Source organism: Desulfovibrio porci (genome assembly GCF_009696265.1).
In the GTDB taxonomy this organism is placed as follows: domain Bacteria; phylum Desulfobacterota; class Desulfovibrionia; order Desulfovibrionales; family Desulfovibrionaceae; genus Desulfovibrio; species Desulfovibrio porci.
On the sequence record NZ_VUMH01000002.1, the window covers coordinates 77182 to 91659 of the forward strand.

At 65.1% G+C, this 14478-nt stretch carries 13 protein-coding genes; 4 read left to right on the forward strand and 9 right to left on the reverse strand.

Annotation, left to right across the window (positions count from 1 at the left end; all coding sequences use genetic code 11):
* Window positions 1-87 precede the first annotated feature (87 nt).
* The 3 genes from FYJ44_RS02300 (at window position 88) to thrC (ending at window position 4499) form a co-directional block, all read left to right on the forward strand.
* Complete coding sequence (locus FYJ44_RS02300; RefSeq protein ID WP_154508781.1) at window positions 88-2256, forward strand: ribonuclease catalytic domain-containing protein; 2169 nt, start codon at window positions 88-90, stop codon at window positions 2254-2256.
* A 192-nt stretch (window positions 2257-2448) separates the two neighbouring features.
* Entirely contained in the window at window positions 2449-3048 is a 600-nt protein-coding gene (plsY, locus tag FYJ44_RS02305) for a glycerol-3-phosphate 1-O-acyltransferase PlsY (RefSeq protein ID WP_154508783.1), read from the forward strand.
* A 5-nt stretch (window positions 3049-3053) separates the two neighbouring features.
* On the forward strand, window positions 3054-4499 hold the full coding sequence (gene thrC / locus FYJ44_RS02310) for a threonine synthase (RefSeq protein WP_195840931.1): 1446 nt from the start codon (window positions 3054-3056) through the stop codon (window positions 4497-4499).
* Between the two features lie 11 nt (window positions 4500-4510).
* On the opposite strand, the gene FYJ44_RS02315 is transcribed toward thrC, so the two are convergent.
* From FYJ44_RS02315 to FYJ44_RS02350, 8 genes are all read right to left on the reverse strand, one after another.
* Entirely contained in the window at window positions 4511-5224 is a 714-nt protein-coding gene (locus FYJ44_RS02315; protein WP_154508785.1) for an aspartate/glutamate racemase family protein, read from the reverse strand.
* A 40-nt stretch (window positions 5225-5264) separates the two neighbouring features.
* Complete coding sequence (locus FYJ44_RS02320; RefSeq protein WP_154508787.1) at window positions 5265-6644, reverse strand: FAD-dependent oxidoreductase; 1380 nt, start codon at window positions 6642-6644, stop codon at window positions 5265-5267.
* Entirely contained in the window at window positions 6644-6928 is a 285-nt protein-coding gene (locus tag FYJ44_RS02325) for a (2Fe-2S)-binding protein (protein WP_022656198.1), read from the reverse strand. Before FYJ44_RS02325 ends, FYJ44_RS02320 begins: the two co-directional genes overlap by 1 nt.
* An 11-nt stretch (window positions 6929-6939) precedes the next feature.
* Window positions 6940-8073, reverse strand: a complete 1134-nt coding sequence (locus tag FYJ44_RS02330) for an NAD(P)/FAD-dependent oxidoreductase (protein WP_154508789.1) — start codon at window positions 8071-8073, stop codon at window positions 6940-6942.
* Window positions 8074-8098: 25 nt separating this feature from the next.
* Entirely contained in the window at window positions 8099-8482 is a 384-nt protein-coding gene (locus FYJ44_RS02335; protein WP_154508791.1) for a RidA family protein, read from the reverse strand.
* 68 nt (window positions 8483-8550) lie between these two features.
* Window positions 8551-9525: a tripartite tricarboxylate transporter substrate binding protein gene (locus FYJ44_RS02340; RefSeq protein ID WP_154508793.1), complete on the reverse strand. Its 975-nt coding sequence runs from the start codon at window positions 9523-9525 to the stop codon at window positions 8551-8553.
* A gap of 29 nt (window positions 9526-9554) precedes the next feature.
* On the reverse strand, window positions 9555-11060 hold the full coding sequence (locus tag FYJ44_RS02345) for a tripartite tricarboxylate transporter permease (RefSeq protein WP_154508795.1): 1506 nt from the start codon (window positions 11058-11060) through the stop codon (window positions 9555-9557).
* Window positions 11061-11079: 19 nt separating this feature from the next.
* Window positions 11080-11592 carry a tripartite tricarboxylate transporter TctB family protein gene (locus FYJ44_RS02350; RefSeq protein WP_154508797.1) on the reverse strand — a complete coding sequence of 171 codons (513 nt, stop codon included), beginning with the start codon at window positions 11590-11592 and terminating at the stop codon, window positions 11080-11082.
* A 312-nt stretch (window positions 11593-11904) separates the two neighbouring features.
* Here FYJ44_RS02350 and FYJ44_RS02355 point away from each other — a divergent pair, with 312 nt between their 5' ends.
* Window positions 11905-13824: a sigma-54-dependent Fis family transcriptional regulator gene (locus tag FYJ44_RS02355; protein WP_154508799.1), complete on the forward strand. Its 1920-nt coding sequence runs from the start codon at window positions 11905-11907 to the stop codon at window positions 13822-13824.
* A gap of 100 nt (window positions 13825-13924) precedes the next feature.
* On the opposite strand, the gene FYJ44_RS02360 is transcribed toward FYJ44_RS02355, so the two are convergent.
* The gene (locus FYJ44_RS02360) at window positions 13925-14239 is read right to left on the reverse strand and encodes a DUF3467 domain-containing protein (protein WP_154508801.1); all 315 of its coding nucleotides are present in this window, start codon (window positions 14237-14239) and stop codon (window positions 13925-13927) included.
* Window positions 14240-14478: the final 239 nt, after the last annotated feature.

Here is a 14478-nt window from a genome sequence, read left to right on the forward strand (position 1 = left end):
AGCCGGGGCGGGACTTGCCAGAACGGAAAAAATGCAGGATTCTCCGGTATCGGGCCGCGCGGCGGCCCTGGAACTAAAGGAGCGTTTATGCCGGGTTGTGTGCGCTATCCCGCGCCGGGCTGCATTGTGGAATACATGGAGGGCAATGCCGTCCAGATCGCCATGGTCACCGAAGAAGTGGGGGGCCGCCTGCGTCTTTTGCTGCCCAACCGGCGGGAAACGCGGCTCACGGCGGCGCGCCTGCTGCCCTGGCTCGGGCCGCTGCACACGGCGGACGCCGGTCGGGAAGAGGCGGTGCGCCTGCTGGAAACGCACAAAAAGGCCAGAGAGGATCTGGCCGCCGCCGTGCCGGTCATGGAGGTCTGGGAACTGGCTCAGGGCGAGGTGGCGGCGGCTCCGGCCCAGTGGTTCGCCGAACTCTTCGGCAGCGAGCCGGGCCCGGATCAGGTGGCCGCCTACGGCCGCGCTCTGCTGGCCTGTAAAAGCCATTTCCGTTTTCAACCGCCGGACTTTCAGGTTTTTCCCGCCGAGACGGTGGAAAAACGTCTGGCCGAGCAGAAAGGCCGGGAAGAGCGTGAATCCCTCATCGCGGGCGGCGTGGCTTTTTTCCGTCTGCTCTGGGATGTGGCCTGCAAAAAACGCCCTCTGCCGCCCCCCTCCGCCTCCGGTGCGGAGGGCGCGTCCGAATGGCCCGCGCCGGAAGTGGCGGAGCGCCTCAGGGAATTGCTGCGCGCCCGGATGATCGATCCGGAAAGCCAGGAGCACGAAGCCCTCTGGCGCATGCTGTCCAAAGGCCTGCCCGACGTGCCCCATCTGCCCCTGCAACTGCTGATCGCCTGGGGCGAACTGCCCCCGCATTACAATTTCTGGCTGGACCGGGCCGATTACGCGCCGGGCGACGCCTGGTGGCAGGACTACGCGGCCGAGGTGGAAGCCCTGGAACTGGCGGTGGGAGGCTCCGGCCCGAAAGCGGCGGCGGATCTGCCGCTCTGCGACCTGCCCTTTGTGAGCATCGACAGCGCCAGCACCCGCGACGTGGACGACGCCTTTTTCGTCCAGAGCGAGGGCGCGGGCTTCAGCCTGACCCTGGCCCTGGCCTGCCCGGCCTTGAACTGGCCCTTCGGCGGGCCGCTGGACAAGGCCGTGCTGCACCGGGGCACGAGCATCTATCTGCCGGAAGGCACCTGCCACATGCTGCCCGAGCGTCTGGGCACCCACGTTTTTTCTCTTGTGGCCGGCGAGCCGCGCCCGGCGCTCTGCGTGCGGGTGGCCGTGGACCACGAGGGCCGGGCGGGCGCGTGCGAGGTTTTCGTGGCCAGGGCGCGTCTGGCCGCCAACCTGACCTACAAGGACAGCCAGGCCGTGCTGGACGCGTTTGCCGCGCAAGACCCGGAGATATCCGGCGGCGCGGACGCGACCCCGCCGGACAATCCCGCCGCGCCCCACGCGGAACTGCTGCGTCTGGGCCTGGAACTGGCCCGGCGGCGGCAGACGGCGCGCATCAACGACGGGGCCGTGATCATGGACCGGCCCGATCCGGTGATCCGCCTGGAAGGCGAAGGCGCGGACCTGCGCGTGGAAGTGCTTGCCGACGATCCGTCCCCGGACGCCCAGATGCTGGTGGCGGAAATGATGATCCTGGCCAGCGCGGCCGTGGCCCAATGGGCGCGGGAGCGCGGTCTGGCCATGCTCCACCGGACGCAGGATGTGGCTCTGCCCAGGGAATACGCGGGCGTCTGGACCGCGCCGCAGGACATGTCCCGGATCATGCGGGCCCTGACGCCTTCCAGGCTGGAAGTCCAGGCCCGGCCCCACGCGGCGCTGGGCCTGCCCCGCTACACGCCCGTGACCTCGCCCCTGCGCCGCTACCCGGACCTTGTCAACGAGGCCCAGGTGGTGCATTTTCTGCGCACGGGCCAGCTCCGCTGGGACGAGAACGGCCTGGAGGAACTGCTGAACAGCCTTTCGCCCGTGCTGGAGGCCGCCGGGCAGGTGCAGCGCTTCCGCCCGCGTTACTGGAAGCTGCTTTTCTTCCGCCAGAAGGGGGACAAGGTCTGGTGGTCCGGCGTGATCACCGAGGAGAACGACGCCTTTGTCAGCGTGAGCCTGCCGGATCAGGGACTTTTCGTGCGCGGCAAGCGCCGGATGTTCGACGAGCGGGCCTGCCCCGGCATGGCCGTGGAAGTGCGCCTGGGCAAGGTGCATCCGCTGTATAATGAGATACAGGTTGTGGAGGCCGCCACCGTTGACGGATAGGCCCGCGGGCTGATCGCATTGAAAGCGCCTTGAAAAGGCGCTGGATATACTAATATGCCATGTTCGGCACTGTTGCGCGAAGCCTCCTTTGCTCTGCCGGAGCAGAGCGGAGGCGGAGGGCTGGTGCCGGGGGAATCCGGCGGGCATACTGCGCCGCCTTGGGTCGGTCCGCTTTTTCGGGAGGAGAAAATCATGCTTACACAGGCGCTCTGGATCGCGATGGCCTATGTGCTGGGTTCCGTACCCTGGGGACTGGTCATCGCCAAAACCTTCTGCGGCGTGGATCCCCGCACGGGCGGCAGCCACAGCACCGGGGCCACCAACGTCTCCCGGCTCTGCGGCTTCGGCTGGGGCGTGGCCACCCTGCTCTGCGACGTGCTCAAGGGCGCGCTGCCGGTCTGGGGCGCTCTGGCCATCAGCCCTTCGCCGCTCTTCGTCAGCCTGACGGGTCTGGCCTGCGTGCTGGGGCACGTCTTTTCCTGCTTCATGGCCTTCAAGGGCGGCAAGGCCGTGGCCACCAGCATCGGCGTGTTCCTGCCCCTGGCCTTCTGGCAGTTGCTGATCGCCGCCTTGCTCTGCCTGCTGGTCATCTGGCGCAGCCGCTACGTCTCTCTGGGCTCCCTGACCCTGGTGACAGTTCTGCCCCTGCTCCTGCTGTTCAGCGGAGTCTGGTCCTGGCTGCCCCTGAGCCTCTGTCTGCTGGTCCTGGTGTTCTGGAAGCACCGCGAAAACATCATCCGTCTGCTGACCGGGACGGAAAAAGCCTGGCTGAAAAGCAAGCACAAGGAGTGAGCGGCATGGCGCACGCTGATTTTCCGGCCTATCGCGGCCGCATGGAATACGTCTGCCTGGACTGCGGGGCGCGTTACCCCGGCGACAGCCTGCTGTACACCTGTCCGCAGTGCGGCGGCGTTTTTCTGCTGGAGAATCTGGACTTTTCTCGCCTGAAAGAGCGCGACGGCGCGGCCTGGCGGGAGGTTTTCGACGCCCGCGCGTCCACGCGCGACACGGCGCTCAAGGGTATTTTCCGCTATTACGAATTGCTGGCCCCGCTGCTGGAGGAAGAGGACATCGTCTATCTGGGCGAGGGCCTGACCCCCATTGTGGAGGCCGCGCCCGCCCTGCGCGACAAGGTGGGCCTGCCCTTCGCCTACAAGAACGACGGTCAGAACCCCAGCGCTTCCTTCAAGGACCGGGGCATGGCCTGTGCCTTCAGCTATCTGAAATGGCTCTGCCGCCGCCATCAGTGGGACGAGGTGCTCACGGTCTGCGCCTCCACCGGCGACACCTCCGCCGCCGCCGCCCTGTACGCGGCCTATGTGGGCGCGCCGCTCAAGTCCGTGGTGCTGCTGCCCCACGGCAAGGTCACGCCCCAGCAGCTGTCACAGCCTTTGGGCAGCGGAGCCACGGTGCTGGAGCTGCCCGGCGTGTTCGACGACTGCATGAAGGTGGTGGAACACCTGGCGGAAAACTACCGCGTGGCCCTGCTCAATTCCAAGAACAGCTGGCGCATTCTGGGGCAGGAATCCTACGCCTACGAAGTGGCCCAGTGGCACGGCTGGGATGTGTCCGGCCTCTGCCTGTTCGTGCCCATAGGCAATGCGGGCAATATCACGGCCATCATGTCCGGCTTTCTGAAAATGCTGGATCTGGGCATCGTCGCCGGTCTGCCGCGCGTCTTCGGCGTGCAGTCCGAACATGCGGACCCGGTCTGGCGCTACTACGCCGCGCCCGAGGGCACCCGCCACTGGCAGCCGGTGACGGTCACGCCCAGCGTGGCCCAGGCCGCCATGATCGGCAATCCGGTGTCCTTCCCGCGCGTGCGGCGGCTGGCCGAACGCTTTGTGGAGGCCGGCGGCGAAAAGGCCTTTCAGGTGGTCCAGGTCACGGAACAGCAGATCATGGACGCCATGATCCAGGCCAACCGCCACGGCCACATCGCCTGTACTCAGGGCGGCGAATGCCTGGCCGGTCTGATCAACGCCCGCGCCCTGGGCCTGATCGGCGGCGACGAGCGCGCCGTGCTGGACGCCACGGCCCACAGCCTGAAGTTCGCGGGTTTTCAGGACATGTATTTCAACGACAGCTTCCCGCCGGAATACGGTGTCACGCCGGACAAGAGCCTGGCCAACCGGCCCGAGCTGCTTCTGCCTGAAAGCGCGCGCCGGGGCCGGAACGTGGCCGAATTTGCCCGCATGGGCGCGGAGGCCGTAGTGGAACGCCTGGGCCTGAAGAAGAAGTAAAACGTCTTGCCTCAGTACCGCCTGCGGCGCACCGCGCCGCAGGCGTATTCCACCAGGGAATTGATGTCGTAGACCGGGATGTCCGCCGCCGCCTGCACGGCCGCCGCAAAGGCGGAAAGATCCGTGCATTCGAGCAGCAGGGCGTCCAGACGCGCGCTTGCGGCGAAATTCCTGGCCGTTTCCACCACTTCGCGTTCCAGCGTTTCCGGATCAAAATCATCCCGTTTGCCTTGGAGGATGCATTCCCGGAATTCCTTTTGGTGTTCCATGCCCGTGATATGCACGCTGGCCATGTCCACGCCGCAGTTGCGGAAGTGGTCCGGCGTGAGCGCGTCGGCACTGGCCGTGAGCACGCCGATTTGCGCCTCGGTCCCATGCATCAGGCGCACCAGGGGAAGTTGCACCAGGCTCGAAAGCAGCACGGGCACCCGGACCTCGGTGGCGATGCGTTCCTGAAAGCGGGCCATGAAACCGCAGGAACCGGTGATGGCCCGCACGCCGTCGGCTTCCAGTTCGCGCGCGGCCCGGACAAAGGGTTCCAGCAGATCGTCCGTGGGATGGAAGAGCAGGCGGGGAATGTCCACGCCCCGGATCAGACGCTGTACTGTGGGAAAGTCAAAGGTCAGGGGATTGCGTACATGCCCTTTGGGTTTGGGAAAGCGGGATTCCAGGCAAAGGATGCCGACCGGGGTGTCGTAATAGAGTTTTCCGCCTTTCAACAGCATACCGGCTCCGGGATGGTTTTGCGATGGATGCGCCGCGTGTTTATTCGGCGGCGCAGTATTGTTCCAGGGTCACGGGGCGGAAGGGGCTGCGCATGTGCAGACAGCCCACCTGGCCGGGTGACGCGCCCTGCGCGGCGGCCGTGATTTCCCCCAGGGCAGGGCCGCACATGCGGCCCTGGCACTGGCCCATGCCGCAGCGGGTCACGCGCTTGACCTCGTTGACATCGCGGAAGCCCTCGGCCACGGCCTTGCGGATGTCGCCCGCGCTGACGCATTCGCAACGGCAGACCAGGGTTTCGTCCGGCACATCGAAGATTTTCGGGTCGGGCGCGAAGACATAGCGTAAAAAATCGCGCGCCACACGCAGCCGCGCCAGCGTGCGCCGCGCCCGGCCTGAGCGGCGGCGGGCCTCAAGCGGCGAGATGACGCCCAGACGCCGGGCCGCGTCGATGCCGGCCAGCCAGCCCTTGAGCCTGCTGGCGTCGCCGCCGTGCACATACGCCCCGTCACCGGCCACGTACAGGCCGTCCAAGCTGCTGAGGCCGTTGGCGTCCACGCCCGCGTGCCAGCAACGCTGCACCGTGTCCCAGCGCAGGCGCGCGCCCAGGGCGTTGCAGATCTGGGTGCGGGGAATGATGCCCTCGTGGCGCAGCAGCACGGCGGCCGGGATTTCGTGCTCCACGCCCTTCCGGCTGTAGACGACCTTTTCCAGCCGCTCCGCGCCCAGGGCGCGGATGTTGCGCGCGTTGCGGATGATGGGCACTCTGCCCTTGAGGATTTTCCAGGCCATGCCCAGGCCCTTGCCCAGATAGGGCAGGTCCAGCAAAGCCGCGGGCATGAGCGCGCCGGAGAAGATGCGCCGTCCCATAGTGCCGGTGTCCAGCCAGGCCGCGATGTTCACGCCCGCGTCCAGCAGATGCCCGGCCAGCAGAAGCAGCAGGGGGCCGTTCCCGGCCAGAACCACGGGCGCGTCCCTGTCCGCCGTGAGGCTGCCGCCCGAACGCAGCAGAATGTCCGCGCCGCCCGCGCCCATGACGCCGGGCAGGGTCCAGCCGGGGAAGGGCACGGGCCGCTCCATGCCGCCGGGGGCCAGAATCACGGTGGCGGCTTCCAGGCAGCGCGCTTCATTGTCCACGCTGAAGGAAAGGCGGCGGCCTTCCATTCCCCAGACCACGGCCCTGGGCAGATAGCGCGCGCCGCTTTGGCGGAATTCCTCCACCAGACGCAGGCCCGTCTCGCGTTCCCTGGGGTCCATGAGAGCCTGGGCCAGGGGGCTTTCCACATTGCGCAGCAATTGCCCGCCCGGCGCGGCCTGCTCGTCCAGCAGGGTCACTTCCAGGCCGCAGGAGCGCGCCGCGCAGGCCGCCGAAAGACCGGCCGGGCCCGCGCCCACGACAATGACGTCCGTGTGCTTGTCCATTATTTGTCCTCCACGGGCGGCGTCTGCCGGTTCACAACCATGCCTTCGCGCACGGGCACCAGGCAGGACTGGACGTTGGCTTCGCCGTCGATTTCCATGAGGCATTCAAAACAGACGCCCATCAGGCAATAGGGCGCGCGCGGGCTGTGGTCCACGGGATGGGTGGAGGTGTGCCCTATGTGGGCGTGCCCCAGCACGGCGGCGGCCACGCTGATGCCCTCGGGCACGTCCTGTACCTGACCGTCAACGGTGATGCGCACGGTGGCTGTAGTGGCGGTGTGCATGAAAACTCCTTTCAGCAGGCGAAGCCGAAGCGTTTGAGCGTCATGCCGCGCGCGGTTTCGGGCAGGTCGCCGCCCAGAATGAAATCGGGCAGCAGACGGCTGTGCGCGGCGGCCATGGTCACGGCGCTGTGGGTATTGATCAGGCTGACTTGCGGATGACCGGGCAGGCGGCTGTAAATGGCCATCTTGTCCTCGGGCATGACCCGCAGGCCGGACCAGGCCCGGATCAGCCGTTTTTTCGCCAGTTCCGGCCAGACCCGCATGGCCCAGCGGCCTTCCGTGGCCACAGAGGCGGGCGCGACCACGGCGTCGTGCCCCACGCGCTCGTGTTTGAAGCCGATGATCACCGTGCCGCCGAAGGTCTGGGTGACGCCCAGCACCGGAATGGGCATGACCATGGGCAACCGCTCCACCAGCAGCACCTGGCCCTTGTCCGGATAGACGGGCAGGTCCGGCGCGGCGAAACGGGCGAAGCGCCGGTTGGCCAGCCCGGCGGCCAGCACCAGGCGGCGGCAGAAGTAATCTCCGTCGCGGGTGCTCACGCGGTAGCCGTCCCTGTGCGGGGCCACGTCGAGCACCAGGGTCTGCACGTATTCGGCCCCCAGCCGGGGCAAAGCCGCGCGGTAGGCGCGCAGCAGGGCCAGGGGGTCAATGACGCCGTCATCCTCGCACCAGGCCGCGCCGCAGACTTCCGGCCCGAAGGCGATTTTGGGCAGCTTTTTTTCCAACTCGGCCCGTTCGATGACGGTCCCCCGGTACTCGCCCAGCGCCTCGCGCAGCTTCACGATGTAGTCCGCGCGCTTCTGGAAATCCTCCCCGTCGAGCACCGGGATCAGCCCGCCCGTGAAGTTCACGGGCACATGCAGGCCGCTGATCTCTTCCAGTTCCCGGACCAGTTCCGGAAAGAGCCGCGAGGACATGAAGCCCCAGCGGGCGTATTCCGGCAGATGCAGGAATTTGGACTGGCACCAGATCAGCCCCACATTGGTGCGCGAGGCCATGTTGGTTCTGGTGGGCGCGTCCAGCACCGTGGCCTTGCAGCCCTTGCCCGCCAGACCGTATGCCAGGGCCGCGCCGGCAATGCCGCCGCCCACGATGATGACGTCGCGCTCTCCGGCAGCTTTTGAGGGCGTTTTCTTGTTCATCTTCCGCCTCCCGGCAGCAATTTGCTCAGGCTTTGTCCCTGTATGCGACGCAGTCCACTTCCACGCGCAGGTCGCTCATCATGGCGGCCTGCACGCAGACCCTGGCCGGGGCGTGCTCGGGCGTGAAAAATTCCGCGTAGACCTTGTTGAACTGGGCGAAATCGCGCGGGTCGTCGATGAAGACGTTCACCCGCACCACATCCTCCAGGCCGTATCCGGCCAGGACCAGGGCGGCCTTGAGATTGGCGAGGGCCGCGCGGGCCTGCACGGTCATGCTGCCGGAAACGATTTCGCCGTCGGCGTCGCGGGGCACCTGCCCGCTGACGTACAGCCAGCCGTCCGCTTCAACGGCCTTGGAGAAGGGCAGCGCGCCCGCTTTGGCCGGGGTTCCGTAACGAGTGATGGGCATGGGAGGCTCCTTGTTTTGCCGCGCGTCGTCCGCGCGGAACCCGGACGGGCCCGCGCGGGCGGGAGAGGCTAGTTCTTGGCGGGGGAAAGGCTCTTCAGCACGGCGCCGATTTCGTCGTACTGCTCCTTGAGTTGCTTCATCCAGGCCCCGCCGGCGAGAAAGTCGGGCGTGGCGTTCATATTGTTGATGGCCTTGACGAATTCGGGGTCCTTGACGACTTCCGCGGTAACGGCGACGAGCTTGTCAATAACGGCCTGGGGGGTTCCCTTGGGAGCGGCGATGCCGCCCCAGCCGTAATACTTGCCCGCGTAGCCCTGTTCTTCGAAGGTGAGGGCGTCGGGATATTCGGCGCTCTTGCTGCCGATGGCGAGAATCTTCAGCTTGCCCGCCTTGACCATGGGGGCGTAGTTCTGGGGAAAGAGAAAGGTCATGTCGCCATGATTGCCCAGCACGGCCGTGGCCGCGTCGGCGCCGGACTTGTATTCCACCTGCTTCATTTTGACGCCCGCGGTGCTCTGCCAGTTGCGCATGGCCAGGGACAGCCAGGAGGTGGCCGCCGGGCTGGCGAAAACCAGCTTGCCTGGATTCTTTTCGGCGTCTTCGGCCAGTTCCTTCAGCGTGTTCCAGGGCGCGTCGGCGTTGACCACCACGGCGCAGTTGGCGATCATGACGCGCGCGATGTAGTCAAAGCTGTCCAGAGTGTAACCGGCGTTGCTGATGGTTTGCGGAATGATCAGCGACGGACCGGCCTGGGCCAGGAAAAGCGTGTAGCCGTCGGGCTTGGCCTTGGCGGCGAAAAGGCTGCCGGCCACACCGCCGCCGCCCGCCTTGTTCACAACCACCACGGGCTGGCCGAGTTTGCGTTTGGCGAATTCCGCCCAGACACGGGCGGTCAGGTCGGAGTCGCCGCCGGCCCCATAGGGGCTGATGAGCTGAATGGGCTTGTCGGGGTAGGCATCGGCGGCGTTTGCCGACGCCGCGAAGGCGGCCGCGAGCGACAGACAGGCCAGACCGAACAGTGCGGACCGAAGATGCTTGAGCATATTGTCTCCTGGGGTTGAGGGTTTCGTTTTCAGGCCCGCGCCTGCCGGAGCAGACGCGCGTTGCGCTTCCGCCCGCGAAGGATGCTGAAAACCGCGCCCGCTGTGAGCAGCAGCAACAGCACCGCCACGGGTTTTGTCAGAAAGATCATAAAGCTGCCGTCGGAAAGGGTCATGGTCTGGTCAAAGGCCGACTCCAGCAGGGGGCCGAGAATGAAGCCGATGATCATGGGACCGGCGGGAAACTGGAAGCGCCGCATCCCGTAGCCCAGCAGGCCGAACAGAATCAGGCAGAGCACGTCGAAAAGGCTCTGGTTGATGGAATAGGTTCCCACAAAGGCGAAGATGGTCACCGTGGAAAAAATGATGTGTTTGGGAAGCTGCGTGATGCGCACCCAGAACCGGAAACCCGTTTTGGCGATGACATACAGCAGGACGTCGCAGATGATCAGCGAGGCGAAGATGCCGTAGACCACGGTAGTGTTGTCGAAGAAGATGTTCGGACCGGGAGTGATTCCCTGGATGAGAAAGGCCCCCATCAGCACGGCGGTCACGTCGTCGCCGGGAATGCCCAGGGTCAGCAGGGGGATCATGGCCGAGCCCGTGACCGCGTTGTTGGCGGCTTCGGGGGCCAGCACGCCGGCCACGTTGCCCTTGCCGAAGGTTTCGGGATTTTTTGACGTGCGACGGGCCTCGGAATAGGCCATGTAGGCCGCCGGGGAAGCGCCCAGGCCGGGCAGCGCCCCGATGATGGAGCCGATAAGGGAGGAGCGCAGCAGGACGGGAATGTGGGCTTTGAACTCCTTCCAGGTCAGGCGGCCGTTTTCGTCCTTGAGGTTCAGTTTCTGCTGGATGACGGAGCTGATGCGGCTGCTGGCCTGATGGATGACCTCCGGCAGACAGAGCAGGCCGATGACCATGGGAATCAGCGCGATGCCGCCCATCAGATTTTCATTGTCAAAGGTGAAGCGGATGGCGCCCGTGGCGCCCGAGGCCCCCACTGTGGCCAGCAGGATGCCGACGCCAGCGCAGATGATGCCCTTGGTCAGCGAGGGACCGGAAATGCTGCCCACAACGGTCAGCGCCAGCAGGATAAGACAGCACTGTTCCACGGGGCCGATCTTGAGCGTCAGATAGGCCAGGGGCGCGGCCACGCAGATCAGCAGGATGTTGCTGAAGGTGTCGCCGAAGACGGAACCTGTCAGGGCGGCGTTGAGCGCTTTGCCTGCCTTCCCCTGTCGGGTCAGCGGAAAACCGTCCATGGCCGTGCAGACGGCCGGGGGCGCGCCGGGGGTGTTGAGTAGCACCGCCGTGATGGAACCGCCGAACATGCTGGCCTTGTAGATGCCCAGCAGCATGGGAATGCCCACCAGCGGGCTGACGTAAAAGGTCATGGGCAGCAGGATGGAAATGGCCATGATGCCCGAGATGCCGGGGATGGCCCCGAAAATCAGCCCGGTCAGAATGCCGAGGGCAATGGCTCCGATGGAAGGCAGGGTGAAGACGGAAATGAGTCCTGTGCAGATGTCGGCAAGCATGTGTTCCTCCGGCGGCGCGCTACTCGAACAGGATGCCCTGGGGCAGGATGATCTGCATGAGATGCATGGCCACATAGTCAAGCAGCAGCGTGAACAGGATGTAGAACACCAGGCCGGTCAGCCAGCGCTTCAGGCCCAGCATGAGTGAGATGAGCAACATGACGATGGGGGTGGAATAAAGAAAACCCACATATTGCAAACCCAGAAGATAGAGAAAGAGCACGCCCACATAGCCCGCCAGAGCCAGAAAGCGCCCGGCTTCCTCGCCGGCTTCCTGGAGCAGGATGCGCTCGTCGTCCACCAGCCCCGCGTGCATGTGGTAAAGCGAGCGTAGCGAAAAAAACAGAAGCAGGGCGCTCATGGCCAGACAGATCGCGGTGATGAGCATGGGGAAAAAGGCCGGGGAAAGCGTGCTGGGCATGGTGGCGAGAACCCAGTGCTCGATGTTGAAGTACAGGAAGGCGAAAAAGAGTACGCAGAAAAGACTGAGCCCGAATTCAATCCAGATGTTCCGCTTGAGAAGTTCCGGCATGGTGTTTCTCCGCCGTAACGGTTGCGCAGAAGCCGGGGAGCCGTCCCCGGTGCTGGGCCTCGCATGTTTTGAACGCTCTCCGGATAAAGCAGGAAGTGTGCCAGAAACGGCCCGTCGGATTTTTTTCAAAGTATTTCCACAGGCTGGAAGAAAAATCGGGCCACGCCCCATATGTAACATTATGTGACATAATTCGCGCCGGGCCAACGCCGCGCAAGAGTATTGCGGCATCATAGCTTGTATCTTGCGCTGTTGGCGAAAAGAGTGTAACAAAAAGATACAATGTAAATTTTTATTACACAGGACAAGCCCATGCTGCATCCCATGGCAAGCATTCCCGGCCTTGAGGAGATCATCCGGCGCTCGCATCTGCGCTCCGCGCGCTACGGCGTTGATCCGCGCCTGGACGGCGCGCCCGAGAGCAGCCGCCTGAGCCCGGCCGCCCTGCGCAAGCGGATCAGCGGGCAGCGGGAATTTTTCGACCTGGCCAGGGCGCAGATCGACACGCTGTATGGTCTGCTCAAGGGCACGGGTTTCTGTATGGCCCTGGCCGACGGCGAGGGCTATGTGCTCTATGTGGTGGGCGATCCGGAACTGGAGGAGCACTTCAAGCGGCGGCGCTGCATGCCCGGCTACCGTTGGACCGAACGAGATCTGGGCACCTGCGCCATCGGCCTTGCCCTGGAGGAGCGCGTGCCGGTCTTTCTGCCCGGCGACCGGATGTACTCGGCCCAGGCCCGCAAGATCAGCAATGCGGGCGCGCCGGTTTTCGCGCCGGACGGCGGCACGGTGCTGGGGGCCATTTCGCTCAGCGGCAAGTCGGCCATGATGCACGTGCATACCCTGGGCCTGGTGCGCCAGGCCGCGGAAACCGTGACTTCCCAGTTGCGCGAGCGGGAACGCATGCGCGATCTGGCCACAACCAACCAGTATCTGCGCGCCTTGATCGAATCGGATTCACGCGGCATCGTCACCGTGGATTCACAGGGCCGCATTGTGCAGACCAACCGCAGCGCCCGTCGTCTGTTTCATTTGCCCAAGTCGCCCCAGGGGCGGGACTTCGAGGCGTTCACCGGCGGTCACAGCGGCGTGCCGGAACATCTTGCGGCGGGGAAGAGCTTCAAGGCGCGCGAAATTCTCGCCCGGCACAGCGGCATGACCCATTTCGCCTCATTCGATCCCATCTGCATGAGCGACGGCGGGGTGGCGGGCGGCCTGCTCACCGTGCTGGAAAAAAAAGAAGCCATGGGCATGGCCGTGGAAGTGACCGGCAGCCACGCCCATTTCACCTTTGATTCCATTCTGGGCACCAGCGCCTGTCTGAAGCAGGCCCTGCGCCATGCCCGCATCGCGGCGGACAGCACGGCCCCGGTGCTGCTTTGCGGCGAGACGGGCACGGGCAAGGAACTCTTCGCCCAGGCCATCCACAACGGCGGGAAGCGCCGCAACGGCCCCTTTGTGGCCATCAATTGCGGGGCCATCCCCAAGGAACTGCTGGAAAGCGAGCTTTTCGGCTACGAGGAAGGGGCCTTTACCGGCGCGCGCAAGGGCGGGCGGCCGGGCAAGTTCGAACTGGCCGATTCGGGCACGCTCTTTCTGGATGAAATCGGGGACATGCCCTTTGACATGCAGGTCAAGCTGCTGCGGGTGCTCCAATCCGGCGAAATCCAGCGCGTGGGGGGGCTGCGCTCCGTGCCTGTGGACCTGCGCGTCATTTCGGCTACCAACAAGGATCTCCGCCAGGCTATCGAACAGCAGAAATTCCGCGCGGACCTCTATTACCGCATCAGCACCCTGAACATTATCGTGCCGCCCCTGCGCGAGCGGCCCGAGGACATTCTGCCGCTGGCCGAGTATTTCATCCAGCGACACCGTCTGCGCCTGAACAAACCCACGGCGGTCCTGCCGCCGGACACCGCCGCCATGCTCATGACCTATGCCTGGCCCGGCAATGTCCGCCAGTTGGAAAGCGCGGTGGAACGCGCCATGCATCTGGCCGAGGGCGGCGATCTGCTGGCCGAGCATTTCGGCATCGCCGGTCTGGAACGGCCCCGGCAGGGCGTGCCGTCCGGCGGCGGTTCCGGCCAGGGCACGCTGGAAGATCTGGAGCAACGGGCCGTGGCTGAAACCCTGGCCCGCCATAACGGCAATATCCGGGCAACGGCCCGGACGCTGGGCGTCAGTCGGCCCACGCTCTACCGCAAACTGAAAAAGATGGGGATCAGAACCTGATTTTTTGCGGCGCGAGAATGCTTCCCGCTGGGAAGACGAGGCTGCCGACAAGGGGCGGCAGCCTCACTATTCCGTAACCAGGCGGGGCTGTATACAGCCCTCAGCGCGCGGCAAGCGCGGCCTGCTCCTTGAGCACGCGGTCCAGGGCCAGAAGCAGGCGCCGGGCTGAAGCCGGGTTCATCACAATGCGCCGGTCCAGGTCCACGGCCAGAAGCTCTTCGTCCGCGCCGTCCGCCGCGTCGGGCTTGTTCAGGTTTTCGGGCAGGCTCAGGCCGCAGCAGAGCACGATTTCCTCGGCCGTGCAGCGGGTCTGGAAGACATTGGCGTAGGAGGTGGTCATTTGGGCGCTGTTCAGCGCCACGCGGATCTGGCGGCCTTCCGTCGGGACGGTGGGCTGGTTTTTCTGTGTGCTCATTATTACCTCTTTTTCTTGTCGGAGTTACGGGGAGCGGCCGGGGCCGGGGCGGCCTTGGCGTCGGGCTGTTTGACCGAAATCACGGGCAGGGCCGGACGGAACCGGACATTGCATTCCGGATGCGGGGCGGGTAAGGTTCGGCTACTGATTCTGGGAACCTTAACCGTCCGTAGGTTTCGTTTGACTCATATATGAGTAAAAGTTAACTCGTATTTGTTATCAAAATTCATATGTGTGAT

What these genes read in the sequence shown, in the direction of transcription:
- FYJ44_RS02330 (WP_154508789.1), bottom strand. Translation starts at nt 8,073, where the DNA reads ATGAACAAGAAAACGCCCTCAAAAGCTGCCGGAGAGCGCGACGTCATC.
- FYJ44_RS02355 (WP_154508799.1), top strand. Translation starts at nt 11,905, where the DNA reads ATGCTGCATCCCATGGCAAGCATTCCCGGCCTTGAGGAGATCATCCGG.
- FYJ44_RS02340 (WP_154508793.1), bottom strand. Translation starts at nt 9,525, where the DNA reads ATGCTCAAGCATCTTCGGTCCGCACTGTTCGGTCTGGCCTGTCTGTCG.
- plsY (WP_154508783.1), top strand. Translation starts at nt 2,449, where the DNA reads ATGCTTACACAGGCGCTCTGGATCGCGATGGCCTATGTGCTGGGTTCC.
- FYJ44_RS02325 (WP_022656198.1), bottom strand. Translation starts at nt 6,928, where the DNA reads ATGCACACCGCCACTACAGCCACCGTGCGCATCACCGTTGACGGTCAG.
- FYJ44_RS02335 (WP_154508791.1), bottom strand. Translation starts at nt 8,482, where the DNA reads ATGCCCATCACTCGTTACGGAACCCCGGCCAAAGCGGGCGCGCTGCCC.
- FYJ44_RS02350 (WP_154508797.1), bottom strand. Translation starts at nt 11,592, where the DNA reads ATGCCGGAACTTCTCAAGCGGAACATCTGGATTGAATTCGGGCTCAGT.
- FYJ44_RS02360 (WP_154508801.1), bottom strand. Translation starts at nt 14,239, where the DNA reads ATGAGCACACAGAAAAACCAGCCCACCGTCCCGACGGAAGGCCGCCAG.
- FYJ44_RS02345 (WP_154508795.1), bottom strand. Translation starts at nt 11,060, where the DNA reads ATGCTTGCCGACATCTGCACAGGACTCATTTCCGTCTTCACCCTGCCT.
- FYJ44_RS02315 (WP_154508785.1), bottom strand. Translation starts at nt 5,224, where the DNA reads ATGCTGTTGAAAGGCGGAAAACTCTATTACGACACCCCGGTCGGCATC.
- FYJ44_RS02300 (WP_154508781.1), top strand. Translation starts at nt 88, where the DNA reads ATGCCGGGTTGTGTGCGCTATCCCGCGCCGGGCTGCATTGTGGAATAC.
- thrC (WP_195840931.1), top strand. Translation starts at nt 3,054, where the DNA reads ATGGCGCACGCTGATTTTCCGGCCTATCGCGGCCGCATGGAATACGTC.
- FYJ44_RS02320 (WP_154508787.1), bottom strand. Translation starts at nt 6,644, where the DNA reads ATGGACAAGCACACGGACGTCATTGTCGTGGGCGCGGGCCCGGCCGGT.